Annotated in this window: 18 protein-coding genes and 1 pseudogene; 8 read left to right on the forward strand and 11 right to left on the reverse strand. The window is 65.4% G+C overall.

Annotated elements, in window-relative coordinates:
* Positions 1 to 88: 88 nt before the first annotated feature.
* Positions 89 to 1,036 (reverse strand): alpha/beta fold hydrolase, encoded by a 948-nt coding sequence (locus tag BM190_RS13945; protein WP_028140009.1) that lies wholly within the window; start codon positions 1,034 to 1,036, stop codon positions 89 to 91.
* 221 nt (positions 1,037 to 1,257) lie between these two features.
* Between BM190_RS13945 and BM190_RS13950 the strand changes: the two genes are divergently transcribed.
* Both BM190_RS13950 and BM190_RS13955 read left to right on the forward strand, forming a co-directional pair.
* Positions 1,258 to 1,719 (forward strand): Hsp20 family protein, encoded by a 462-nt coding sequence (locus BM190_RS13950; RefSeq protein WP_026201620.1) that lies wholly within the window; start codon positions 1,258 to 1,260, stop codon positions 1,717 to 1,719.
* Between the two features lie 284 nt (positions 1,720 to 2,003).
* A complete protein-coding gene (locus tag BM190_RS13955; RefSeq protein ID WP_092255496.1) occupies positions 2,004 to 2,774 on the forward strand; it encodes an alpha/beta fold hydrolase in 771 nt (256 codons plus the stop codon).
* Positions 2,775 to 3,013: 239 nt separating this feature from the next.
* Here the strand turns inward: BM190_RS13955 and BM190_RS13960 are convergent, their stop codons facing one another.
* Positions 3,014 to 3,805, reverse strand: coding sequence for a hypothetical protein (locus BM190_RS13960; RefSeq protein WP_092255499.1), 792 nt, complete (start codon positions 3,803 to 3,805; stop codon positions 3,014 to 3,016).
* Between the two features lie 492 nt (positions 3,806 to 4,297).
* Here BM190_RS13960 and gltB point away from each other — a divergent pair, with 492 nt between their 5' ends.
* Together gltB and BM190_RS13970 are read left to right on the forward strand one after the other, a co-directional pair.
* A complete protein-coding gene (gene gltB, locus BM190_RS13965; RefSeq protein WP_092255501.1) occupies positions 4,298 to 9,031 on the forward strand; it encodes a glutamate synthase large subunit in 4,734 nt (1,577 codons plus the stop codon).
* A 160-nt stretch (positions 9,032 to 9,191) separates the two neighbouring features.
* Complete coding sequence (locus BM190_RS13970; protein ID WP_092255504.1) at positions 9,192 to 10,643, forward strand: glutamate synthase subunit beta; 1,452 nt, start codon at positions 9,192 to 9,194, stop codon at positions 10,641 to 10,643.
* A gap of 202 nt (positions 10,644 to 10,845) precedes the next feature.
* Here BM190_RS13970 and BM190_RS13975 read toward each other — a convergent pair whose 3' ends face one another.
* The gene (locus BM190_RS13975; RefSeq protein ID WP_092255507.1) at positions 10,846 to 12,603 is read right to left on the reverse strand and encodes an outer membrane beta-barrel protein; all 1,758 of its coding nucleotides are present in this window, start codon (positions 12,601 to 12,603) and stop codon (positions 10,846 to 10,848) included.
* 193 nt (positions 12,604 to 12,796) lie between these two features.
* Here BM190_RS13975 and BM190_RS13980 point away from each other — a divergent pair, with 193 nt between their 5' ends.
* Positions 12,797 to 13,804, forward strand: coding sequence for a KpsF/GutQ family sugar-phosphate isomerase (locus BM190_RS13980; RefSeq protein ID WP_092255510.1), 1,008 nt, complete (start codon positions 12,797 to 12,799; stop codon positions 13,802 to 13,804).
* 40 nt (positions 13,805 to 13,844) lie between these two features.
* On the opposite strand, the pseudogene BM190_RS13985 reads toward BM190_RS13980, so the two are convergent.
* Positions 13,845 to 14,393 (reverse strand): annotated as a pseudogene (locus BM190_RS13985) (carboxymuconolactone decarboxylase family protein); the annotation flags it as partial.
* A gap of 74 nt (positions 14,394 to 14,467) precedes the next feature.
* Here BM190_RS13985 and BM190_RS13990 point away from each other — a divergent pair.
* Entirely contained in the window at positions 14,468 to 14,788 is a 321-nt protein-coding gene (locus tag BM190_RS13990; RefSeq protein ID WP_092255516.1) for a winged helix-turn-helix transcriptional regulator, read from the forward strand.
* A gap of 201 nt (positions 14,789 to 14,989) precedes the next feature.
* On the opposite strand, the gene BM190_RS13995 is transcribed toward BM190_RS13990, so the two are convergent.
* The 4 genes from BM190_RS13995 to hemH all read right to left on the reverse strand — a co-directional run bounded on the left by BM190_RS13995 (position 14,990) and on the right by hemH (position 18,742).
* Positions 14,990 to 15,433 carry an NfeD family protein gene (locus tag BM190_RS13995; RefSeq protein ID WP_092255940.1) on the reverse strand — a complete coding sequence of 148 codons (444 nt, stop codon included), beginning with the start codon at positions 15,431 to 15,433 and terminating at the stop codon, positions 14,990 to 14,992.
* A 55-nt stretch (positions 15,434 to 15,488) separates the two neighbouring features.
* The gene (locus BM190_RS14000; RefSeq protein WP_092255519.1) at positions 15,489 to 16,493 is read right to left on the reverse strand and encodes an SPFH domain-containing protein; all 1,005 of its coding nucleotides are present in this window, start codon (positions 16,491 to 16,493) and stop codon (positions 15,489 to 15,491) included.
* A gap of 223 nt (positions 16,494 to 16,716) precedes the next feature.
* A complete protein-coding gene (locus BM190_RS14005; RefSeq protein ID WP_092255523.1) occupies positions 16,717 to 17,694 on the reverse strand; it encodes an ABC transporter substrate-binding protein in 978 nt (325 codons plus the stop codon).
* Between the two features lie 10 nt (positions 17,695 to 17,704).
* Positions 17,705 to 18,742, reverse strand: a complete 1,038-nt coding sequence (hemH, locus tag BM190_RS14010) for a ferrochelatase (RefSeq protein WP_092255526.1) — start codon at positions 18,740 to 18,742, stop codon at positions 17,705 to 17,707.
* Positions 18,743 to 18,825: 83 nt separating this feature from the next.
* Between hemH and BM190_RS14015 the strand changes: the two genes are divergently transcribed.
* Positions 18,826 to 19,224, forward strand: a complete 399-nt coding sequence (locus tag BM190_RS14015) for an MAPEG family protein (protein WP_018316180.1) — start codon at positions 18,826 to 18,828, stop codon at positions 19,222 to 19,224.
* A 105-nt stretch (positions 19,225 to 19,329) separates the two neighbouring features.
* Here BM190_RS14015 and BM190_RS14020 read toward each other — a convergent pair whose 3' ends face one another.
* The 3 genes from BM190_RS14020 to BM190_RS14030 are packed head-to-tail and all read right to left on the reverse strand — an operon-like array spanning position 19,330 to position 23,143.
* Positions 19,330 to 20,433 (reverse strand): nickel/cobalt transporter, encoded by a 1,104-nt coding sequence (locus tag BM190_RS14020; protein WP_092255530.1) that lies wholly within the window; start codon positions 20,431 to 20,433, stop codon positions 19,330 to 19,332.
* The gene (locus tag BM190_RS14025) at positions 20,424 to 21,062 is read right to left on the reverse strand and encodes a DUF1007 family protein (RefSeq protein WP_018316182.1); all 639 of its coding nucleotides are present in this window, start codon (positions 21,060 to 21,062) and stop codon (positions 20,424 to 20,426) included. Before BM190_RS14025 ends, BM190_RS14020 begins: the two co-directional genes overlap by 10 nt.
* On the reverse strand, positions 21,062 to 23,143 hold the full coding sequence (locus BM190_RS14030) for a M3 family metallopeptidase (RefSeq protein ID WP_092255533.1): 2,082 nt from the start codon (positions 23,141 to 23,143) through the stop codon (positions 21,062 to 21,064). Before BM190_RS14030 ends, BM190_RS14025 begins: the two co-directional genes overlap by 1 nt.
* A gap of 138 nt (positions 23,144 to 23,281) precedes the next feature.
* Here BM190_RS14030 and BM190_RS14035 point away from each other — a divergent pair, with 138 nt between their 5' ends.
* Positions 23,282 to 23,536 (forward strand): hypothetical protein, encoded by a 255-nt coding sequence (locus BM190_RS14035; protein WP_018316184.1) that lies wholly within the window; start codon positions 23,282 to 23,284, stop codon positions 23,534 to 23,536.
* The last annotated feature ends 408 nt before the right edge of the window (positions 23,537 to 23,944 follow it).

Consider the following 23,944-nt stretch of genomic DNA (forward strand, 5'->3'; position numbering starts at 1 on the left):
TCTCAGCGCGAGCGAAGCTCGTCGCGTCCCCGCATCCGCCTTCGCCAAGGCTTGGGCGGACATGAGCGGGGCGAGGGAGAAGGTCTCCTCACTTAAACAACGGCGTGCCCGGCACGAAGGCGTCGAAGGCGGCCCAGAACTGGGAGCGGTAGCGGTCCTGCTCCTGGAGGATCTCGTGCTTGGCGCCGGCGATCACGAGATGGGAGCCGGCGCGCAGATGATAGGCGAACTCCTCGATCGCCGCGGTCGAGACCACGGCATCGTTGGAGGCCGCCAGCATCAGGATCGGCTGGCGGATCTGCGAGGGGTAGTTCTTGCCCTTGAAGGTGTTCATGGCGCGGAAGGCGGTGTCGGCCCAGGCCACGGTCGGTGATGCCAGCCCGAGCGTCGGGTCCTCCTCCAGGATCGCGGCATTGCGCGCATAGCGCACCGGATCGCTGGTCACGGGATTGTTGATGAAGGGATCGAGCCCGGTGAGACGGTCACTGCCGCCGGGGACATAACGGCCGCCCTGCCCGAGCAGGCGCATGGTCTTGAGCAGCGCACGCACCGGAAGCGAGGTGGTGCGGCCGGGCAGGTCGATCATCGGTGCCGACAGCACCATGCGATCGAACCAGCGCTTGCCCGCATGCGCCACCCGCAGCATCACCGTGCCGCCCATGGAGTGGGCCAGCGCGAAGAAGGGCGGCGGGCAGTCCGGCAGCACGACCTGCTGCACGAAGGCCTCCACGTCGACCTCGAAATCGGAGAAATCGCGCACATAGCCCTTGCGCGGGTCGCGCAGGCGGCGCGAGGAATGGCCCTGCCCGCGCCAATCGATCATCGCCACGGCAAAGCCGCGGTCGCGCAAATCGCGCACGGTCTCGAAATATTTCTCGATCTGCTCGCTGCGTCCGGTGAAGACGCAGACGGTGCCCTTGCGGTTCGCCGGCGGCGCCCAGCGCGCAAAGCGCAGCTCGGCACCATCGGGCGTCTTGATGGTACCGCTGACGACGTCTTCGGGGACGGGATTGGACGGGATCGAGACCAGCGTCATGATTGGAAGTGCTTGGGCGCGAAGTGCTGCAAATCAAGGGGCGGGAGCGCCGAAAAGGCGCTGATTGCCGCCCTCTTGAACGCCGTCTCGTTCCACCCATATCATCTTCGTGCAGGCCGCTACCAGTGTTTCGGAACCGGAACATCAGGCTGCACACAGACTAAAGCCCGGCCCGATTGGCGGGCGGGTTACCCAACAGTCGCTCAATGGAGGACTTGACCATGCGTAGCTATGATCTCACCCCCTTCTATCGTTCCACCGTCGGCTTCGACCGCCTCTTCAGCCTGCTCGACCAGGCCAGCTCGGACGGCAGCCCCGGTTATCCCCCCTACAACATCGAGCGTACCGGCGAGAACGCCTACCGCATCACCGTTGCGGTCTCGGGCTTCGCCAGGGATGAGCTCTCCATCGTCGCGAAGGAAAACACGCTGACGATCAAGGGCGAGAAAGTCGCCAACGAGAACAGCAAGTCCGAAGTGCTCTACCGCGGCATCGCCGCGCGTGCCTTCGAGCGCGCCTTCCAGCTCGCCGACTTCGTGCAGGTGAAGGACGCCTCGCTCGAGAACGGGCTGCTTCACGTCGACCTCGTCCGTGAGATTCCCGAGGCGAAGAAGCCGCGCCAGATCGCGATCAACACCAGCGCACCCAAGGCGCAGGTGATCGAGAACTCGGTCGCTGCCTAAGCAATAGGCCACTTCCAGGTTGCGAAAACGCCCCGGTGCCCCGGGGCGTTTTTTGCGTGCTCAGTCCGCGGCTTTTGTTTTCGGTCGAAATGGAAATACAGGTTCGGGTCGTCATTCTAAGTCTGGTCCGGTTCAGGCGCGGGAAACCAGAGATAGCTGCATCGATTGCGCAATCGCGATGCTCCCCGACCAGACGCTTGTCACAGCTTGGTGACCGCGCGTAACGCCGACGCTCCACGTGCCGTCCTTTCGAGATCGAACCCAAAACAAGACGGAGAAAGATCATGTCACTCTGGCGCAGCCTTTTTGTCGCCGCGAGCCTTCTGGCGGCTCCCCTCAGCCTTGCTCATGCGCAGACGCCGCAAACGGTGAAGGCGAAAAACGTCGTGCTGGTGCACGGTGCCTGGGCCGACGGCTCGAGCTGGTCGGAGGTGATCCCGATCCTCCAGGCCGCAGGCCTGCACGTGACCGCGGTGCAGAATCCGCTGTCGTCGCTTGCGGACTCGGTCGAGGCGACCAAGCGCGCGCTGGCCGAGCAGGATGGTCCGACGGTGCTGGTCGCGCATTCCTGGGGCGGCACCGTGATCAGCCAGGTCGGCACCGATCCGAAAGTAACCGGGCTCGTCTATGTCGCCGCCCGTGCGCCGGATGCGAACGAGGATTTCGTCGCACTGTCGAAGCAGTTTCCGACCGGCCCGGTGCGTGCCGGCATCGTCGAGCGCGACGGCTACACCAAGCTTTCAGAAGAGGCCTTCCTGAAGTACTTCGCCAACGGCGTGAAGCCCGAACAGGCCAAAGAGCTCTACGCCGTGCAATGGCCGACCGCGGCGTCGATCTTCGCCGGCCGCACCACGGAAGCTGCGTGGCATTCGAAGCCGAGCTGGTACGCGGTGTCGAAGAACGATTACACCATCAATCCCGATCTCGAGCGCTTCCTCGCCAAGCGCATGAACGCAACCACGATCGAGCTCGATGCCGGCCATCTCTCGCTGGTGTCGCATCCGAAGGAGGTCACGAATTTGATCCTGGAAGCGGCGGGGTATCCGCGGAGCTGAGGCTTCACCGCGACAACGCAAAAGCGCCCGAGATCCTCGGGCGCTTTTTGTTTTGCTCAGTCTCCCGGATGTCGTCCCCGCGAACGCGAGGACCCATAACCCCAGGGAGCAGTTTGGCGAAGGCCAGTGGTCCGGTACTCGCACCTCATCCGCACCGATAGATCACGCGGTATGGGTCCCTGCGTTCGCAGGGACGACGGCGTGGGTGCGGCCGGCGCGATCGCGTCAAACTCGCGGTGCTAATCCAGCCCCTGCGCGGCAGGCATCTCCTGCGTCGGCAGAATCGTTGGGGCCGGCTTGGCCTGGCCGACGGTTGGCGCAATGGCTTGTGGCGCGGCCTCGGCAGGCCTCGCCTGCGCGGCAGCGGTCTGCTGCGGGGCTTGGGCCTGCGGCGCCTGAGCCTGCTGCGCCACCGGCTCCGCCGGCTTGGCGGCGGCGACCGGCGTCTCGCCGCGTCGCGGGGCGGCCTTGGGCAGCGGCACGGCGCGGCTCGTCACATGCGGGATCGCGGCCGGCGGCCGCGGCGGGCCGCTGCGGATCACGGTCGGCGGCGGCAGCGCGCTTTGCGGACCGTAAGGCGAGGACGCGCGCTCGTCATAGGCGGGCGCCATGCCGTAGGCGTCGGCGGCTGGCATGAAACGGATGATCCGCCCGTCGCGGGCGTCGATCACGAGCCGGCCGTCGTCACCGCGACGGTCGATCACCGCGATGGTGTAGACGCTGCCGCGCAGGCGCGGGATGCCGAGCGGCGAGAAGCCGTTTTCACGCAAGACCGCGTAGACCTCGGTCGACGGCAACAACGCCGGACCGCGCTCTTCGTAACCATAGCCGTAACCGTAGCCTTGGCCGTAACGCGGCGGCGGTGGCGGGGCGGCTTCGGGGGGCGCATAGGGTCCGTCGAAATCCGACGCCGGGATGATCGCCCCTCTCGCAATACCGTTCGCGGGAACTTGCGCCAAAACCTGCCCATGCCCGGCGCTCATGGCGAGCGCCAGCGTGGCGGCAGCCACACATCCTGTGAAAAACTTCATCGTCGACACGCTCCTGTCAGGCCCCCGAATGCCTCGCGCTCTTTCGCTTCTTGCGGCGTGGCGCGCCTTTCGAAGGGTTGATCCGAAGCTTCATTTGGGATTTCGGCGCCCACAGGGCCGGATCGGGGCGCGTTTGCTTCAAAACCGGGGCCGCGCAACTTTCGGAAAGCGATTGATTGACATATCGGGAATCGGGACTTCCGCACGCTTGTGTGCTAGACAAAAATTTGGCAAGGTGATGGTTAGGACAGGAAGACTGTCTCAATTTTGCTTGCGGTTCCGGCATTGGAATTGCAACGAAAGCGGGTGCTTTCGAGCACCATAAGGCAACGGGCAAAGCCGTTCTCGGGGACGAAGAACGCCTTGGCCTGAATTTAAGAAAATGCGGCTCGCTAGCGGACGAGCGGTGACCCAGAGGCGGGTGCCGCGGAACGCCCAAGGTGCGCCGATGATGGCGGTGAGGCAGCTTGCCGCATGGAGAGGATTGGAACAATGAACGGGTCGCAATTCGAGCGCGCAAACATCGTGGCAGAAGAGCTGTCGGCGACGGTCGCCTCGAAAACGACCGATCCGATTCAGGAACACAATTCGCGCCCGCCAGCCGTTGGCCTCTACGATCCGAGCCTGGAAAAGGATTCCTGCGGCGTCGGCTTCATCGCCAATATCAAGGGCAAGAAGTCGCACGAGATCGTCGCGGACGCGCTGAGCATCCTGTGCAATCTCGAGCATCGCGGTGCCGTCGGCGCCGACCCGCGCGCCGGTGACGGCGCCGGCATCCTGGTGCAGATCCCGCACGCCTTCTTCAGCCGCAAGGCGAAGGAGCTCGGCTTCGCATTGCCCGCACCCGGCGAATACGCCATCGGCGCGCTGTTCATGCCGCGCGACACCGCATGGCGCAACGTCATCAAGAGCATCATCGCCGACCAGATCAAGGAGGAGGGCCTGACCCTGCTCGGCTGGCGCGACGTGCCGACCGATAATTCCTCGCTCGGCGTCACCGTGAAGCCGACCGAGCCTGCCTGCATGCAGGTGTTCATCGGCCGCAACGGCACCGCCAAGACCGAGGACGAGTTCGAGCGTCGGCTCTACATCCTGCGCAAGTCGATCTCGCAGGCGATCTACCAGCGCCGCGACCGCGGGCTCGCAGGCTATTACCCCTGCTCGATGTCCTGCCGCACCGTGATCTACAAGGGCATGTTCCTCGCCGACCAGCTCGGCAAGTACTATCCCGATCTGCACGAGACAGATTTCGAGAGCGCGCTCGCGCTGGTGCATCAGCGCTTCTCGACCAACACCTTCCCGGCCTGGTCGCTGGCGCATCCCTATCGCATGATCGCGCATAACGGCGAGATCAACACGCTGCGCGGCAACACCAACTGGATGGCGGCGCGCCAGGCTTCAGTGAGCTCCGAGCTCTACGGCAAGGACATCAACCGGCTCTGGCCGATCTCCTACGAAGGCCAGTCGGACACCGCCTGCTTCGACAATGCGCTCGAATTCCTGGTGCAGGGCGGCTACTCGCTGCCGCACGCCGTTATGATGATGATTCCGGAGGCGTGGGCCGGCAATCCGCTGATGGATGAGAAGCGCCGCGCCTTCTACGAATATCATGCCGCGCTGATGGAGCCGTGGGACGGCCCCGCCGCGATCGCCTTCACCGACGGTCGCCAGATCGGCGCCACGCTCGACCGCAATGGCCTGCGGCCCGCGCGCTACCTCGTCACCAAGGACGACCGCATCGTGATGGCGTCCGAGATGGGCGTGCTGACGATCCCCGAAGACCAGATCATCACCAAGTGGCGCTTGCAGCCCGGCAAGATGCTGCTGGTCGACCTCGAGCAGGGCCGCCTGATCCCGGACGACGAGATCAAGGCCGAGCTTGCCAGGAGCCATCCCTACAAGGAGTGGCTGGAGCGGACCCAGATCGTGCTGGAGGAGCTGCCGAAGGTTCCGACGACAGGCGTGCGCTCCAATTTGTCGCTGCTCGATCGCCAGCAGGCGTTCGGCTACAGCCAGGAAGACATCGCCATCCTGATGACGCCGATGGCGGCCACGGGCGAGGAAGCCGCGGGCTCGATGGGCAACGACACGCCGATCTCGGCGCTGTCGGACAAGTCCAAGCCTCTGTTCACCTACTTCAAGCAGAACTTTGCGCAGGTCACCAACCCGCCGATCGACCCGATCCGCGAGGAGCTGGTGATGAGCCTCGTCTCCATCATCGGACCGCGGCCGAACCTGTTCGATCTGCAGGGCCTTGCCACCACCAAGCGCCTCGAAGCGCGCCAGCCGATCCTGACCGACGCGGATCTCGAAAAGATCCGCTCGATCTCGGACGTCGCCGAGTCGCACTTCAAGTCGCGCACGCTGGACACCACCTTCCACGCCGGTCTCGGTGCGGCCGGCATGGACCAGGTGCTCGACGAGCTCTGCGCGCGTGCCGAAAGCGCGGTGCGCGAGGGCGTCAACATCATCATCCTGTCCGACCGCATGGTCGGCACCGACCGGGTGCCGATTCCGGCACTGCTGGCCTGCGCCGCCGTGCATCATCATCTGATCCGCGTCGGACTGCGTACCTCGGTCGGTCTCGTCGTCGAATCCGGCGAGCCGCGCGAAGTGCATCACTTTGCCTGCCTGGCCGGCTACGGCGCCGAGGCGATCAATCCTTATCTCGCGTTCGAAACCATCGTCGCGATGAAGGACCGCCTGCCCGGCTCGCTCGACGATTACGAGATCGTCAAGCGCTACATCAAGTCGATCGGCAAGGGCCTTTTGAAGGTGATGTCCAAGATGGGCATCTCGACCTACCAGTCCTATTGCGGCGCGCAGATTTTTGACGCGGTCGGCCTCAAGGCGGACTTCGTCGCAAAGTTCTTCGCGGGCACGCATACCCGCGTCGAGGGCGTCGGCCTTGGCGAGATCGCCGAGGAGGCGGTGCGCCGTCATGCCGACGCGTTCGGCGAGGCGCAGGTCTACAAGACCGCGCTCGACGTCGGCGGCGAATACGCCTATCGCAGCCGCGGCGAGGACCATGCCTGGACCGCCGAATCGGTGTCGCTGCTGCAGCACGCCGCGCGCGGCAATTCGCAGGAGCGCTATCGCGCCTTCGCAAAGATCCTCAACGAGCAGTCGGAGCGGCTTCTGACGCTGCGCGGCCTGTTCCGGATCAAGAACGCCGACGAAGAGAAGCGCAAGCCGATCCCGCTCGACCAGGTCGAGCCCGCCAAGGACATCGTCAGGCGCTTCGCCACCGGTGCGATGAGCTTCGGCTCGATCTCGCGCGAGGCGCACACCACGCTCGCCATCGCCATGAACCGGATCGGCGGCAAGTCGAACACCGGCGAAGGCGGCGAGGAAGCCGACCGCTTCAAGCCGATGCCGAACGGCGATTCCATGCGTTCGGCGATCAAGCAGGTCGCCTCGGGCCGCTTCGGCGTCACCACGGAGTATCTCGTCAACTCCGACATGATGCAGATCAAGATGGCGCAGGGCGCCAAGCCCGGCGAAGGCGGTCAGCTGCCCGGCCACAAGGTCGATGCGACCATCGCCAAGGTCCGGCACTCGACGCCGGGCGTCGGCCTGATCTCGCCGCCGCCGCACCACGACATCTACTCGATCGAGGATCTGGCGCAGCTCATCTACGATCTCAAGAACGTCAACCCGACGGGCGACGTCTCGGTCAAGCTCGTCTCCGAGATCGGCGTCGGCACGGTGGCCGCGGGCGTTGCCAAGGCGCGCGCCGACCATGTCACTATCGCGGGCTTCGAAGGCGGCACTGGTGCTTCGCCCCTGACCTCGATCAAGCATGCCGGCTCGCCCTGGGAGATTGGGCTAGCCGAAACCCACCAGACCCTGGTGCGCGAGCGGCTGCGCAGCCGCATCGTGGTTCAGGTCGACGGCGGCTTCCGCACCGGCCGTGACGTCGTGATCGGCGCATTGCTGGGCGCCGACGAGTTCGGCTTCGCCACCGCCCCGTTGATCGCGGCCGGCTGCATCATGATGCGCAAGTGTCATCTCAACACCTGCCCGGTCGGCGTCGCGACCCAGGACCCCGTCCTGCGCAAGCGCTTCACCGGTCAGCCCGAGCACGTGATCAACTACTTCTTCTTCGTTGCGGAGGAAGTCCGCGAGATCATGGCTTCGCTCGGCTTCCGGACCTTCAACGAGATGGTCGGCCAGGTTCAGCTGCTCGACCAGACAAAACTGGTCGCGCACTGGAAGGCCAAGGGCCTCGATTTCTCCAAGCTGTTCGTCAAGCAGAAGGAAGAGAAGGGCCAGAAGATCTATCACTCCGAGCGCCAGAACCATCATCTGGAGGCGGTGCTCGACCGCTCGCTGATCGAGAAGGCAACGCCTGCGCTCGACCGCGGCGCGCCGGTGAAGATCGAGGCCACGATCAACAGCACCAACCGCTCCGCGGGCGCGATGCTGTCCGGTGCGGTCGCCAAGATCTACGGCCATGCCGGCCTGCCGCACGACACCATCCATGTCAGCCTCAAGGGCACCGCAGGCCAGGCTTTCGGCGCCTGGCTCGCCCACGGCGTCACCTTCGAGCTCGAAGGTGAAGGCAACGACTATGTCGGCAAGGGTCTCTCGGGCGGCAAGATCATCGTCAAGCCGCCGAAGAACTCCGCCATCGTGCCGGAAGAAAGCATCATCGTCGGCAACACCGTGATGTACGGCGCGATCGAGGGCGAGTGCTATTTCCGCGGCATCGCCGGCGAACGCTTTGCCGTGCGCAACTCGGGCGCGGTCGCCGTGGTCGAGGGCGCCGGCGATCATTGCTGCGAATACATGACCGGCGGCATCGTGGTCGTGCTCGGCAAGACCGGGCGCAACTTCGCGGCCGGCATGTCCGGCGGCATCGCCTACGTGGTCGACGAGACCGGCGATTTCGACAGGCTGTGCAACATGGCGATGGTCGAGCTCGAGCCGGTGCTGTCGGAAGAGCTGATCAACGCCGGCACCTATCACCATTCCGGTGACCTCGAGGCGCACGGCCGGGTCGACGTGTTCAACAACCTGCTCGCCTCCGACGTCGAGCGGCTGCACGTCCTGATCTCGCGCCATGCGAAAGCCACCGGCTCCAAGCGCGCCGCCGACATCCTTGCCAATTGGAAGGAATGGCTGCCCAAATTCCGCAAGGTGATGCCGGTCGAATACCGGCGCGCGCTGCGCGAGATGGCCGCCAACGCGGACGCCGAGCCGAAAATCGCGATCGGGGCGTAAGAGAAAGCCCTCATGGTGAGGAGGCGCGGAAAGCGCCGCCTCGAACCATGAGACCACCATCCGGGCCTCTATCCTTCGAGACGCGGCGCGAAGAGCGCGCCGCTCCTCAGGATGAGGAGTGAGAGAACAAAGAACTTAAGCGGCAGGGACTTCGGGTTTAATGGGCAAGATCACGGGTTTTCTGGAAATCGAACGGCACGACCGCAAGTACACCCCGGTCGCCGAACGCGTGAAGCATTACAACGAGTTCGTCGTTCCCTTGACCGAGAAGGAAACGCGCGACCAGGCCGCGCGCTGCATGAATTGCGGCATTCCCTATTGCCACGGCACCGGCTCGGTCGCGCCCGGCACGCCCGGCTGCCCGGTCAACAACCAGATCCCCGACTGGAACGACCTCGTCTACCAGGGCAATTGGGAAGAAGCCTCGCGCAATCTGCACTCGACCAACAATTTCCCCGAGTTCACGGGGCGCATCTGTCCGGCGCCGTGCGAAGCCTCCTGCACGCTCAACATCGACGACAACCCCGTCACCATCAAGACCATCGAATGCGCGATCGTCGACCGCGCCTGGGACAATGGCTGGCTGAAGCCTGAGGTCGCAGCGGTCAAGACCGGCAAGAAGGTCGCGGTGATCGGCTCGGGCCCGGCCGGCATGGCCTGCGCCCAGCAGCTCGCGCGCGCCGGCCACGACGTGCATTTGTTCGAGAAGTACGCCAAGGCCGGCGGCCTGCTGCGGTACGGCATCCCCGACTTCAAGATGGAGAAGGGTGTCATCGACCGCCGCGTCAAGCAGATGGAGGGCGAAGGCGTCACGTTCCACTACAACAGCCATGTCGGCGTCGACGGCAATGTCGATCCGCGCGAGATGCTCAACGAGTATGACGCGGTGGCGCTGACCGGCGGCGCGGAAGCCCCGCGCGACCTGCCGATTCCCGGCCGCGAGCTGTCAGGCATCCACTACGCCATGGACTTCCTGCCGCAGCAGAACCGCCGCGTCGCCAGCGAGCCGCTGAACGGCGTCAAGGAGATCCTGGCCGGCGGCAAGCACGTCGTCGTCATCGGCGGCGGTGACACCGGATCAGACTGCATCGGCACCTCGCTGCGCCAGGGCGCGCTGTCCGTGACCCAGCTCGAGATCATGCCCGCCCCGCCCGAGCGCGAGAACAAGGGCCTGACCTGGCCGAATTGGCCGCTGAAGATGCGGACGTCCTCAAGCCAGGCCGAAGGCGCAGTGCGCGAATACGCCGTGCTGACCCAGAAGTTTTCCGGCGAGAACGGCCAGGTCAAGAAGCTGCACTGCGTGCACGTCGACGACAAGTTCAAGCCGATTGCCGGCACCGAGTTCGAGTTAGAGGCCGAGCTCGTCCTGCTCGCCATGGGCTTCGTCCATCCCGTGCACGAGGGCCTGCTCAAGATGCTCGCCGTCGAGCTCGACCCGCGCGGCAACGTCAAGGCCAACACGCTGGACTACCAGACCTCGCGTCCGAACGTGTTCACCGCCGGCGACATGCGCCGCGGCCAGTCGCTGGTGGTGTGGGCGATCCGCGAGGGCCGGCTGTGCGCAAGGTCGATCGACACGTTTTTGATGGGGAAGACGGATCTGCCGCGCTGAGCTTTTTGCTCCGCCGCCGGTCAGCAAACGTTGTCATCGCCCGGCTTGACCGGGCGATCCAGTATTCTAGAGACATCTAACGTATACGGATAGGCCGCGGCGTACTGGATGCCCCGGTCGAGCCGGGGCATGACAGCGGAGTAAGTGGCGAGAGCGGAGCCGAACCAAGCCGCATGCGCTCAAACGCGCCTCACCGCAGCCCTCAATTCTGCAGCCTCACCCCCACCATCACCACCGTCCCCTGCGAGCTCGAGCCCGGCTGGTTCGAGTCCAGGATGTCATGGCGCAGCGTGCCCTTGACCCAGATGTTGCGGTTGAGCTTGTAGATCAGATTGCTCTCGAACGAGTAGGTCTTGTCGTTGCGGTTCTGGCCCTGGTAGTCGAGCGTGCCGTAGGTGAACTTGCCGACGGCGGTGAGCCAGCGGCGGAAGTCGTGGTCGACTTCGGCCGAGTAGGTGCGCACCAGCACGCCGGAGGAGCCAGGGATGGTGGTCTCGGCGATCTGCGTGTCGGTGAAGAATTTCACCGTGGTGAGGCCGCTCGCATTCCAGATCAGCGAGCCCGTGGTCAGAAACCCTGCGAGCTGGCTGAGGCGCGGGTCGGTGTAGTTGCGCGCGGAATAGCCGACCGAGATTTCGCCGGTGAGGATGCGCGAGAATTCGAAGGACGAGCCGACCTTGGCGTAGCCGCCGTTTGAATCGCGGAAATAGCCGTTGCGGTCGGCGGCCTGGTCGTGGACGCGGGTGTCGCCCTGGATCTCGACGAATGGCTTCAGTCCCGGCTTGAGGTCGTAGGAGAAGCGGCCGATGCCGCCATACTGGTTGAAATCGCGATCGCCGTTGCTGAAGGTCGAGCCGTCGGTGAGCTTGGAGTCCGTGTAGGCGGTGCGATCGACCGTGGCGCCGGCGGCGACCTGGAAACGATTGAAGGTCTGGTCGAAGCCGACGGTGGTGCCATAGGCGGCGTAAACCGGATATTTCTGCAGGCCGGCCTGCACGTTCGGGCTGCCGGGATTGTCGGTGGCGAGCCGCAGGCGCAGCTGCGAGGTCAGCTTGAGATCGCGGTCGACGTCGAGGCGGCCGTCGACATGGCCGGTGAAGTCGGGACGATCGGCCTCGACCGGCGAAGGCGAGGCAAAACCGTTGATCGTCGCCGGCATGTTGTTGGTGTAGCCGGAGAACGAGCCGCGCAGGTCAGCGACCAGCGCGTGGCGCTCCCAGTCGGACATCACCAGCAGATCAGGCGCAACGACATAGACTGGCGATCCCACCGGCTTGTTGAGACGCGTCGGATTGCTGTCGTAGCCGGTGGAGAGCTCGAGCCCGCCCTTGATCAGGAAGCTGCCGGCATAGTCGCCGACGGCTCCGAACGCATCGTCATCCGCCTTGAGGCGGCGGCGCAGCGGCTGGCCGGGCACGGTGCCCGCCATCGCCGCCGGCACCGGCGCCTTGTTGGCGGACGCGGATGGCGGCGGCGCGATTCTGGGCAGGCCGAGCGTCGAGGGCGGCGGCGCCGTGGTCGGCACCGGCGAGCCGGGCCCGGCGGCGCGCTTCGGCTTCGGCTGGCCCGGATAGAGCTTGGGTTGCTGTCGCTTGCGGTTGAGCGAATCATAGCCGGAGGCGCTCGCGCCAGTGGCGGCGGGCAGTCCGTAGGTCGGGACCTGACCGACGCGCGAGGTCGCCGGCGTCTGCTGGCGTTTGCGCGGATCGGCACCTTGATCGGGCAGTGCCGGCAACGCATCCGACGGCGCCTGCGGCACGCCTGCCGTGCGGCGCGTCGGCAGCGTCTCGGGCGCGGCGAAGCCGCCGCGGTTGGGATTGAACAGATCGGACGTGAGGCTCTGGCCGGCCGCGGGCACGCTTGTGAGGGCCGTCAGCGCAAGACCCGGCGCAAGGCACGGCAAAGCCGCGCGCAGGAACTGCGCGCGTTTGCTCCGGCCGGTGCCTGGAGACGACCCCACGATGGAATAACTCCAACGAAATCAAACACTTTCACGGTGACCTCCGCCGGCTGGCGGGAACCATCGTTAATGGAGTTAAAACAATTATGGTTAATGACCGGTTGAGGGCTTAGGCGCGCTCGTCGCCTCCACCGCCGCGGCGTGCTAATGAGGCGCCGACCGGGCAAACGCCCCCTCCTCCCTGGACCAGAACATGCCGAGTTCGAAACCGCTGATGACCCAATCATCCGGCCCCATCCCCGACAGCGTCGAATCCGCGCTCCGCACGCTGGAGACGGAGAGCGGCGGCATCAACGCGCTCGCAGCCGCCCTGCGCGGCCCGCTGGGCGAAACGTTTGTCAAGGCGGTCGATCTGATCCGCAACGCCAAGGGCCGCGTCATCGTCACCGGGCTCGGCAAGTCGGGCCATATGGGGCGCAAGATCGCCGCAACGCTGGCCTCGACTGGCACGCCGGCCTTCTTCGTGCATGCCGCGGAGGCCGGCCATGGCGACCTCGGCATGATCACCACCGACGACGTCATCATGGCGCTGTCCTGGTCCGGCGAGCAGCCGGAGATGAAGAACCTCGTGAACTACTCGGCGCGGTTCGCCATTCCCATGATCGCGGTGACGTCGAACGCGGCGTCCTCGCTGGGACAAGCCGCGGACCTCGTGATCGAGCTGCCGAAGGCGCGCGAGGCCTGCCCGCACAATCTGGCGCCGACCACCTCGACCCTGATGCAGGCCGCGATCGGCGATGCCCTCGCGATCGCGCTGCTCGAAGGCCGCGGCTTCACCGCGCTGGAGTTCGCGCATTTCCACCCTGGCGGCAAGCTGGGCGCGATGCTGAAATTCGTCCGCGACTACATGCGCACCGGCGCCGAGATTCCGGTCAAGCCCCTGGGCACCAAGATGTCGGAGGCCGTGGTCGAGATGTCGGCCAAGGGCCTCGGCTGCGTCTGCATCGTCAACGAAGCGAACGAGGTCGCGGGCATCATCACCGACGGCGACCTGCGCCGCCACATGCGGCCCGATTTGCTGACGGCGTCGGTCGACGAGATCATGACGAAGCAGCCGAAGACCGTGCCGCCGTCCATGCTCGCCACCGAGATGATCGAAGTGCTGAACACTAGCAAGATCACGACGCTGGTCGTGACCGAGGCGGGCAAGGTGGTGGGCATCGTGCATCTGCACGATCTGCTGAGGGCCGGCGTGGCGTAATTTCTTCGCCTCTCCCCGCTTGCGGGGCGAGGGAGTCCACCGCCGGAAATCGCGCCGCGTTCTCCTCCAGCGGCAGCCGCAGCCCGTTCGCCAGATACGACACCGTGCGATAGAAGCCGCACAGCAGCATGATCTCCAGGATCTGCGCCTCGTCGTAATGCGCGGAGAGCGCGGCGAACTCTTCGTCGCTGAACGTCGCGCGGTGATGCAGCGCGTCGACCGCTGCGATCAGCGCCTGTTCGGCCGGCGACCAGCACGGTGACGTCGCATCGCCCTGCACGGTGGCACGCACCTCGTCTTCGGCGAGCTTCGCCGGCCCGGCGAAAACCGCGACATGCACGCCCCATTCATACTCGCATCTGTTCAGCGCGCAGGTGCGGTCGATGACGATTTCGCGCTGGCGCAGGGAGAGCGGGCCGGGATCGAGCAGGCCGCCGGCGCGAAACTTGTCCCAGGCGCGGGCATGGCCTGCCATCACCCGGAAAAGCACCAGCGGCGCGGCGCCGCGCATGATGCGGTCGAACTGCGCCTGGATCTCCGGGGGATAAGGCGGGGTGAGCGGGGCAATGCGCGGCGTGGATTGGGACATCGGCCGCCTCCTTTGCTACATTTATTGTAGCTATACGCTACACTATCTGTAGCACGGCGCAAGGGGGCGGGGCGATGGCAAAACAGGCAGCATCAGGAAGCGTCCGCGGCTCGCGCACCGGGCGGCCGATCATGGCGCTGCTGGACCTGCTCGGCCGGCGCTGGAGCCTGCGAATATTGTGGGAGTTGCGCGGCGAGCCCCTCACCTCCCGCGCATTGCGCACTGCCTGCGACGAGGCCTCACCGACCGTGCTGCAAGCGCGGCTGACGGAGTTGCGCGAGGCGGGGTTCGTGGAGCTGGGGGAAGGCGGAGGCTATGGGCTGACGCCGCTCGGGCGGGAATTGTGCGAGATGGTCATGCCGCTGCACCGGTTTGCGGAGAGGTGGAAGGGGTAGCGCTTTTTCTTACCCTCCCCTGGAGGGGTCCGGGACGAGCGAAGCTCGCCCGTGGGTCGGCTCACATGGAGCGTAGCGAAATGTGAGACGGGGTGGGGTGACGGTCTCTCCACCGCGGCAGCGCCCGTGTTGAGAGATCACCCCACCCCGCTCGCGCTACGCGCGATCGACCCTCCCCCTCCAGGGGAGGGTAAGAGACGGCTACGCCGCCGCCACGGTCAGGTTCGCACCGTCGACCTGCACCACCTTCACCCGCGTCCCCGCCGGCGTATCCGGACCTGCGACGCGCCACACGGTGTCGCCGATGCGCACGGTGCCGCTGCCGTCGATGATCGGCTTCTCCAGGGTGAACTCGCGGCCGAGCAGTGCCTCGGTTCGCTTGTTGAGGAACGGGCTGGCGCTTGCTTCCGGCTTCGGCCGTGCAAGGCGGCGCCATATCGGCACGGCGGCGGCGGCAAACACCGCGAACATCACGAGCTGGATCTGCCACGATATGACGACGGTGAACGAGATCAGGCCGACGAGCAGCGCGGCGAGCCCGAGCCAGAACAGGAATATGCCCGGCGCCAGCACCTCCAGCGCCATCAGGATGAAGCCGAAGATGAGCCAATTCCAGCTGCCGAGCGATACGAACATGTCGGTCATGACACGACCTTCCATCATGGTGCATGCCCCCGTGCGGAGGGACATGCGCCGGTGACTATCCCTGCCGCGGCGGCACCGCCGGCGGCGTGCTGCCTGTCGTCGGCACCGAGCCGGTGCGGCGCGCGGCGGCGGCTGCGGAGGCGGCGCTTTCGCCGAACGTTGCCTTTGCGATCTCGCCGATGCCGGCGAGCGAGCCCAGCATGGAGGTTGCTTCCATCGGCAGCATGATGATCTTCTGGTTCGGCGCGTCCGCGAACTGGCCGAACGCCTTGATATATTTGTCGGCGATGAAATAGTTCAACGCGGCGACGTCGCCCTTGCCGATCGCTTCCGACACCGCCAGCGTCGCCTTGGCTTCGGCCTCGGCCAGACGCTCGCGCGCCTCGGCGTCGCGGAAGGCGGCCTCGCGGCGGCCTTCGGCCTGGAGGATCTGGCCCTGCTTGGCGCCCTCGGCGCGCAAAATCTCGGACTGGCGCTGGCCTTCGGCGGCGAGGATGTCGGCGCGCTTGACGCGCTCGGCCTTCATCTGCCGGCCCATGGCTTCGACGAGGTCGGCGGGCGGCACGATGTCCTTGATCTCGATGCGGTTGACCTTGACGCCCCAGGGCGACACCGCGGCGTCGACGACGCGCAGCAGGCGCTCGTTGATCTCGTCGCGGTGCGACAGCACCTGGTCGAGATCCATCGATCCCATCACCGAACGGATGTTGGTCATGGTCAGGACCGTGATCGCCTGGGTCAGATTGGCGACCTCGTAGCTCGCCTTCGCGGCGTCGAATACCTGGTAGAAGGCAACGCCGTCCACCGTTACCGTGGCGTTGTCCTTGGTGATGACCTCCTGCTCGGGGATGTCGATCACCTGCTCCATCATGTTGATCTTGCGGCCGACGCGATCGAAAGAGGGCACGATCAGATTGAGCCCGGGGCTCAGCGTCTGCGTGTATTTGCCGAACCGCTCGATGGTCCAGTCATAGCCCTGCGGCACCGTCTTCACGCCGGCAACCAGCGTGACGATGACGAGCAACACCAGAACAATCGCAAAAATGTCGAAACCGCTCATATTTCCTCCAAGGCAGGAAAAAGCTCCTTGCCGCGCCGTCATTGGTCGGGAGCGCAACCCTACCGGTTCAGCGGTCGCAATTCACGTCGGTATCGATCCAATTCTGCACAAGTCATCCAAACGGGGAAGGATCAAGATATGTATTTGTAGCGGGCCCTTGGAAGCGTGCAGCGGAAACCTAGCGGCGAAAATTAACGAATCTGAAGGCGCACGTTAGACGATTTCATTCGATCACGTCATTCGCGAGGGCGATGAGGCCCGGGTGAAGTGTGACGCCGCACTCCCTAGCGGCCTTGAGGTTGACCGCTAGCTCGAACTTGGTGGGGTTCTGCACTGGCAGGTCGGCTGGCCGCGCGCCCTTCAGAATGCGGTCGATATAGTCCGCGGCGCGGCGGAGCTGCTCGGCGCTGTCTGTGCTGTAGGACATCAGCCCGCCCTCCTCGACGAAGGTGCGGCTCCAGAACACCGCCGGCACGCGCGCCTGCGCGATCGCCGCCAGAAGCTGGCCGCGATTGGCCATGGTGAAGAAGTCCGGCAGGATCAGAAGGCCGCCGTCCCTCCGCGACGCCAGCGCTGCTATGGAGACGGCGTCATGCACCGGCGCGGGCTCGACCGTCACCTGAAGGGTCCGTGCGGCGTCCTCGATCGTGCGCAGCATCAGCGGCGCGAACGGGGCGGTGGCGGGATTGTAGACGACGAAGACGCGAGACACCTTTGGCGTGACCTGCGTCAGCATCTCCAGCCATTTGCCGGCCAACGGGCCGTCGTAATCGGTAAAGCCGGTGACGTTGCCGCCGGGATGCGCGAGGTTTTCGACAAAGCCCTGGCTGACGGGATCGGTGACGACGGCGAACACGATCGGGATCGTGGTGGTGCGCTGGCGCAGCTCCTCGACCGAAGGCGTGCCGACCGCCAGCAGGACGTCGGGCCTGAGCGCGATCAGCTCGTCGGCGAGCCGCGCGATGCGCGCGCGGTCCCCGCCACCACTGCGCCAGTCGATCTTGAGGTTGTCGCGCTCTTTCAGGCCATGTCCGGCGAGCGCCTCGAGCAGGACCATGCTGCGCGTCTGGCCGATCGCATCATCGGCAGCCGTGACCGAGAGCACGCCAAGCCGACGTGCCGCGTTCGGTTGTTGCGCCAGGACTGGGACCGGCAGCGCCGCGATCATCCCAAGAAACGCCAGACACTCTCGGCGGTTCATGGGACGCCCATCAGATCCAGCCCTGGAGCTCACGCAGCACCAGGGTGCGGATCACGTCCATGCCCGGGTCGCTGTCGTTGAGGCAGGGGATCGCAGAAAACTGCTCGCCACCATTGTGCTTGAAGATCTCGGCGTTCTCCTGCGCGATCTCCTCGAGCGTCTCCAGGCAGTCGGCGGAAAAGCCCGGCGTCACCACCGCGAGGCGGCGCACGCCTTCCTTCGCGAGCCGCTCCATAGTCTTGTCGGTGTAAGGCTGGAGCCACTCGGCATTGCCGAAGCGCGACTGGAAGGTCAGCAGCAGTTTGGTCTCGTCCATGCCGAGCCGGCGACGCAGCGCTTCGGTGGTGGCGATGCAGTGCTGCTGATAGGGGTCGCCCTTGTCGACATAGGATTTCGGCATGCCGTGGAACGACGCCACGATCAGCTCCGGCTTGAAGGACAGGGTTGCCAGATGCGTCTCGATCGAGACGGCAAGCGCCTCGATATAGGCCGCATCCTCGTAATAAGGCGGCGTCACCCGCAGCGTCGGCTGGTTACGCAAACGGGCGAGCACGCGGAACACTTCGTCGCAGACCGTCGCCGAGGTCGAGGCGGAATATTGCGGATAGAGCGGGACCGCCAGGATGCGCTCGCAGCCTTTCGCGATCAGTGCGTCGATGCCCGACTTGATCGAGGGATTGCCGTAGCGCATCGCCCAGTCGACCACGACGTGGGCCCGGTCCGACAGGGCGGCGGCCAGCTTGTCGCTCTGCGACCGCGTGATGGTCTTCAGCGGCGACTCGTTCTTCTCGGTGTTCCAGATCTTCTGGTAGTCGAGCGCCTTGGTGCGGGGGCGGCTGCGCAGGATGATGCCGTTCAGCACGAACTTCCAGACCAGGCCCTGGTCCTCGATGACGCGGGCGTCCGAGAGGAACTCCTTCAGGTAGACCCGCACGCCGGGCGCATCGGCCGTGTCGGGCGTTCCGAGATTGATCAGGAGCACGCCAGCGCGCGGCAAGGCGGATTGGGCGGCCGGTCTCGCGGCCTCGATGGGGACGACACTGGTCATGGCTCTGTGGGTCGCGCGTTGGTCCGAACTTGTCAAGATGAGGCCGGTTTCGCTAGGGTCGCACCCAGGCAGGGGAGGCAAAGATGACACTCGCGGAATGGTGCGTCTTTGGAGCGCTGCTGCTCTATCTGTCGACGATCGGCTCGATCAAATGGATCAGGTTTCGCCGCTTCGACAATTCCCGGCCACGCGACCCCGCCTTCTACGAGGACGCGCTCTCGCAGCGCGCGCTCGGCGCGCACCAGAACGGCATCGAGACCTTCCCGTTCTTCGCCTTCGCGGTGCTGCTCGCCGAATTCAGGGATTCGCCGCAGCGGCTGATCGACGAGCTCGCGGCCCTCTTCCTCATCGTGCGCCTTGCCTATGTGCTGACCTATCTCGGCAACCGCCCGACGCTGCGCTCGATCCTCTGGAGCATCGGCTTTGCGATCAATCTTGGGATCTTCTTCATGCCGGCGCTGAAGCGGTTTCTGCCGGTGTGAGGTTTGCGACCGTAGCCCGGATGGAGCAAAGCGTAATCCGGGGTCTTTCCACGGCGGCACTGTCCCGGATTGCGCTGCGCGCCAGCCGGGCTACGAGACCTTCGCCTAGAAACACGTCGTCCGCTCGGCCGCGATGTAGCCGAACAACAGGCCCGCGCCAAACAGCAGCACGACGCCAGCAGCCGCGAATTCGATGCCGCGCATGAACAGCGCGCCGCCGCCGTCGCGCCCTGCGCTGAGGCGGGCGGCGATGTCCTTGGCGGAGACGGCGACGACCGCGATGGCCGCGACCGTGATCGCGGTGCCTAATCCCATCAGGAAGGTGGCGGCGATGCCGGCCCAGAACAGGCCCTGGGCGAGCGCGAACACCAGCACCAGGATCGCGCCCGAACAGGGGCGGATGCCGACGGTCAGGATCGCAGCGAAGCCGCGCCGCCAGCCACCGGGGCCGGCGAGCTCGCTCGGCGTGGGGCCATGGGAATGACCGCAATGCTCGTCATGGACGTGGTCATGCCCGTGGTGGGCATGATCATAACCGTGATCGTGATGATCGTGGGCATCGTGATGATGGTGATGACCGTGATCGTGATGATGCGGCACGCCGGCGATCGCCGGCACCGGCTGGGCCGCCTGCAGCGCCCGGATGAAAATGCGGCCCTTGACCCAGACGAGGCGCAGCCCGAACAGCGCGATCAGGGCGTAACTCGCGATCTCGATCGCCCCTTCCGCCTTGCACATGGTCTTGGCCGTCGCATTCAGCACCCAGGCAGAAATGCCGACGATGAGGATCGCCACCAGCGACTGCATCAGCGCCGAGGCGAACGACAGCGCGATGCCGCGCCGCGCGGTCTCGCGGTTGGCGACGAGATAGGAGGCGATCACTGCCTTGCCGTGGCCGGGGCCGGCGGCGTGGAAGATGCCGTAGGCAAACGAGATGAAGAGCAGCGTCCACACCGCCGAGCCGTCGGACTTGGCGGCGCGAATGGTTGCCGACATCTGGCGATAGAATTCCGACTGTTTGGCCAGCAGCCAGCCGATGAGGCCGCTGGCCTCGGGCTGGGCCGCCTGCGCCGGGCGCGGCGCGCCAAAGGGATTTTGCGCGAAGACATCGTGAAGCGCCGCATCAGCCACGCCCATGACGAGGAAGACGGCGGCGCAGACAAGAAGCCCGCAGGCGAGCGGAGAGCGAAGACGGCCGATCAAGGGCAATCCACCGTGATCTTGTTGGCGAACATCATGCCGAAATTCGAGTTCTCGCCGTTCATGAAGGTCTGCTCGTTGAGCTTCTGCGCGCTCGCGGTGCCGTCGCTCGGGCGCTCCAGCTTCATCTGGCAGCCGGCGGGCGCGCCCACCAGTTTCACCGGGCTCTCCTTGGCCATCTGGAAGTCGATGAAGAAAGAGCGGTCGAACACTTCGAGCACCAGCTGCTTGGACTTGACCGGGTTCTTCAGCGGCAGCGTGAAGTGCAGGGTCAGGACCGTATCCTTGTAGTCGAGGAAATAGTCGACCGGCTCCTGGAATCGCTCCTTCTTGCCGTCCGCTCGCGCGAAGGTGAAGTAGGCGTATTCCTTGAGCGACTCGACGTTGGTCTGCGCCAGCGGCCCAAGCTCCTCGCGCGTATAGGCGCCCTTGGTCTTGCTCTCGAGCCCCTGCACCGCATAGGACGAGAACATGTCATCAAACGTCCAGGCGTGGCGGACGCCGGTGATGGAGCCGTCGGCCGCGTAGAGCAGCTCGCTGGTCGCGGTGATCCAGACATGCGGATGGGCCTGCGCCGTGCCTGCCGCGAGCGACAGGCCGGCGGCAAGCAGCGATCCGAACAGGGCGCGCATGCCCATCAGGCCGCCTTCGCGTCATCGAGCAGGCCGCGCCGGCGCAGCAGCGCGTCGGGCTCCGGCGGGCGGCCGCGGAACGCCTCATAGGCGGCCTCGGGATCGACCGATCCGCCCGAGGCGTAGATGTCGTCGTGCAGGCGCTTGGCGACGGCGGGGTCGAAGATGTCACCGGCCTCCTCGAAGGCGCCGAAGGCGTCGGCGTCCATCACCTCCGACCACATGTAACTGTAATAGCCGGCGGCATAATGGTCGCCGGTGAAGATGTGACCGAACTGGGTGGGCCGGTGACGCAGCGCGATCTCCTCGGGCATGCCGATCTTCTCCAGCTCCTTCTTTTCGAAGGCGCGGACATCCTGCGCCGCTTCGGCCGGCTGGGTGTGGAATTCGAGATCGACCAGGGCCGAGGAGACGAATTCGACCGTGGCAAAGCCCTGGTTGAATTTTCGCGCGGCCAGGAACCGCTGCAACAGCTCGTCCGGCAGCGGCTCGCCGGTCTGGTAGTGGCGGGCGAACTTCTGCAGCACCTCGGGCCGCTCCTGCCAGTGCTCGTAGAGCTGCGACGGCAGCTCGACGAAATCGGTGAACACGGAGGTGCCCGACAGCGACGGATAGGTCACGTTGGAGAGCATGCCGTGCAGGCCGTGGCCGAACTCGTGGAACAGGGTGCGGGCATCGTCGGGCGACAGCAGCGAAGGCTCGCCGCCGGCGCCCTTGGCAAAATTGCAAATATTGAGAACCAGCGGCGCAACATCGCCGTCGAGCTTCTGCTGGTCGCGCAGCGAGGTCATCCAGGCGCCGGAGCGCTTCGACGGCCGGGCGAAGTAGTCGCCATAGAACAGCGCCTTGTGCTTGCCGTCGGGGCCCTTGACCTCCCAGACCCGGACGTCGGGATGCCAGACCGGAACGTCCTTGCGCTCCTTGAAGGTGATACCGAACAGGCGCGTGGCGCAGTCGAAGGCGGCGGCGATCATCTGGTCGAGCGACAGATACGGCTTGATCGCGGCATCGTCGAAATTGGCGCGCTGAAGGCGCAGCTTCTCGGCGTAGAAGCGCCAGTCCCAGGGAGCGAGCTTGAAATTGCCGCCCTCTTCCGTGATCAGCGCCTGCATGTCGTCGCGGTCGGCGAGCGCCCGCGCTCTGGCCGGCTTCCAGACCCGCTCCAAAAGGCTCCGGACCGCATCCGGCGTCTTGGCCATGGAGTCCTCCAGCCGGTAAGCGGCGAAGGTCGGATAGCCCAGCAGCTTGGCGCTCTCTTCACGCAGCTTGAGGACCTCGACGATGGTTCCATTGTTGTCGTTGGCATTGCCGTTGTCGCCCCGCGCGGTGAAAGCCTTGTAGACCTTCTCGCGCAGATCACGCCGGGCGGAGCTCTTCAGGAACTGTTCGACTGAGGAGCGCGACAGCGTGACGATGGCCTTGCCTTCCATGCCGCGCTCTTCTGCCGCAGCCTTGGCGCTGGCGACGAAGCTCTCCGGCAGGCCCTGGCGGTCGGCCTCTCCCAGCTCCATGACCCAGTCTTGCTCATCGCCGAGCAGATGATGGCTGAAGCTGGTGCCGAGTTGGGCGAGCCGCTCGTTGATCTCCGCCATCCGCATCTTGGCCTCCTCGGAGAGGCCGGCGCCGGCGCGGTGGAAGCGGGTGTAGGTGCGCTCCAGCAGGCGAAGCTGCTCCGGAGCCAGGTCCAGATTGGCGCGGTTCTCGTGCAGCTGGGCGATGCGGCCGAACAGCACGGCGTTCATCATGATCGGATTCCAGTGCCGTGCCATCCGCAGGGAGACCTCCTTGTCGATCTCCAGGATGGCCGGGTTGGAATGCGCCGAGACGAGGTCGTAGAACACGGCCGCCACCTTGCTCAGCAGCTTGCCCGAGCGCTCCAGCGCCGTGATGGTGTTAGCGAAGTCGACCGCCGCCGGATCGTTGGTGATCGCCGCGATCTCGGCGGAGTGGTCGGCGAAGGCCTGCTCGAAGGCCGGCAGGAAGTGCTCGGGCTTGATCTCGTCGAACGGCGGGGTCGCAAACGGCGTCACCCAGGCCTTCAGCAGCGGGTTGGTCTCGGAGTCCGTAATTTGGCGGGGTTCTGACATCACAAGTCCCGATTTCGTGGCTCAATTGTTGCGGCCAGCTATAGCACGCGATAGGGCTTTTTTGGGCCATTTGCCCTTGCTCCCGGCCGCCTTTTCGGGGAGATTGCGGCCCTCGACAGACTAGGGATCCCTGAGCTCATGAACGCGCCTTCCTCCTCGTCCCGTCAGATCGCCTGGCCAAGCGTCATCACCGTCATCAGCGCCGCCATCCTGATCGGTGCGGAGGTGTTCGGCGCGGCCTTCGCCGGCGGCTGGGCGCTCGCGATCCTGTTCGGCCTCGGCGACCAGGGCACGCACATCCTGCAGGCCGTGCTGTTCGCGCTCGGTGTGCTCGTGATGACCGCGTTCATCCGCGCGGCCCAGCGTGTCGAGCCCTTCACGAAGCGCCGCTGACGCTTCTCGCGCGCGAGAGACGCGCGCGCTGCCGCAGAAAACTTAACGCGTGTTCATCTTCCGCGTCGCTCGCGCAACACCGCGCAAGCAGATGTTAGGCAATTCTGTTCTCAGCCTAAAAAAATTCTTGCGAAGCTGATTCAAAACGCTTATGTGCGCTCTTGCCCAATTTCGCACGTGCCTGTGGTCGTGTGTCAGTCGGTAGGTATCCGGACAAGAGGCCGGACAGCCGCCAAGGGGTGAAGAAGCCGAGGGGCTCTTCGGAAGTGCGGAAGTCGGAAGACGGAAGGTCGCAAGGCCTGAAGGTCGGACGAAGAAGCAAACCCGGAGCGTCCAGCATCTCTCTCAAAGAGATGCCTTGTCGAAGGTGACTTCGCTCTTTGCAACCGTGACTGGCAGCCGGAGGCG

This window comes from Bradyrhizobium sp. Rc3b, from assembly GCF_900114915.1.
Lineage (GTDB): Bacteria > Pseudomonadota > Alphaproteobacteria > Rhizobiales > Xanthobacteraceae > Bradyrhizobium.

Excerpts from the sequence above, each read along its gene's own strand:
- BM190_RS13945 (WP_028140009.1), bottom strand. The coding sequence starts at position 1,036 with ATGACGCTGGTCTCGATCCCGTCCAATCCCGTCCCCGAAGACGTCGTC.
- BM190_RS13950 (WP_026201620.1), top strand. The coding sequence starts at position 1,258 with ATGCGTAGCTATGATCTCACCCCCTTCTATCGTTCCACCGTCGGCTTC.
- BM190_RS13955 (WP_092255496.1), top strand. The coding sequence starts at position 2,004 with ATGTCACTCTGGCGCAGCCTTTTTGTCGCCGCGAGCCTTCTGGCGGCT.
- BM190_RS13960 (WP_092255499.1), bottom strand. The coding sequence starts at position 3,805 with ATGAAGTTTTTCACAGGATGTGTGGCTGCCGCCACGCTGGCGCTCGCC.
- gltB (WP_092255501.1), top strand. The coding sequence starts at position 4,298 with ATGAACGGGTCGCAATTCGAGCGCGCAAACATCGTGGCAGAAGAGCTG.
- BM190_RS13970 (WP_092255504.1), top strand. The coding sequence starts at position 9,192 with ATGGGCAAGATCACGGGTTTTCTGGAAATCGAACGGCACGACCGCAAG.
- BM190_RS13980 (WP_092255510.1), top strand. The coding sequence starts at position 12,797 with ATGCCGAGTTCGAAACCGCTGATGACCCAATCATCCGGCCCCATCCCC.
- BM190_RS13990 (WP_092255516.1), top strand. The coding sequence starts at position 14,468 with ATGGCAAAACAGGCAGCATCAGGAAGCGTCCGCGGCTCGCGCACCGGG.
- BM190_RS13995 (WP_092255940.1), bottom strand. The coding sequence starts at position 15,433 with ATGACCGACATGTTCGTATCGCTCGGCAGCTGGAATTGGCTCATCTTC.
- BM190_RS14000 (WP_092255519.1), bottom strand. The coding sequence starts at position 16,493 with ATGAGCGGTTTCGACATTTTTGCGATTGTTCTGGTGTTGCTCGTCATC.
- BM190_RS14005 (WP_092255523.1), bottom strand. The coding sequence starts at position 17,694 with ATGAACCGCCGAGAGTGTCTGGCGTTTCTTGGGATGATCGCGGCGCTG.
- hemH (WP_092255526.1), bottom strand. The coding sequence starts at position 18,742 with ATGACCAGTGTCGTCCCCATCGAGGCCGCGAGACCGGCCGCCCAATCC.
- BM190_RS14015 (WP_018316180.1), top strand. The coding sequence starts at position 18,826 with ATGACACTCGCGGAATGGTGCGTCTTTGGAGCGCTGCTGCTCTATCTG.
- BM190_RS14025 (WP_018316182.1), bottom strand. The coding sequence starts at position 21,062 with ATGGGCATGCGCGCCCTGTTCGGATCGCTGCTTGCCGCCGGCCTGTCG.
- BM190_RS14030 (WP_092255533.1), bottom strand. The coding sequence starts at position 23,143 with ATGTCAGAACCCCGCCAAATTACGGACTCCGAGACCAACCCGCTGCTG.
- BM190_RS14035 (WP_018316184.1), top strand. The coding sequence starts at position 23,282 with ATGAACGCGCCTTCCTCCTCGTCCCGTCAGATCGCCTGGCCAAGCGTC.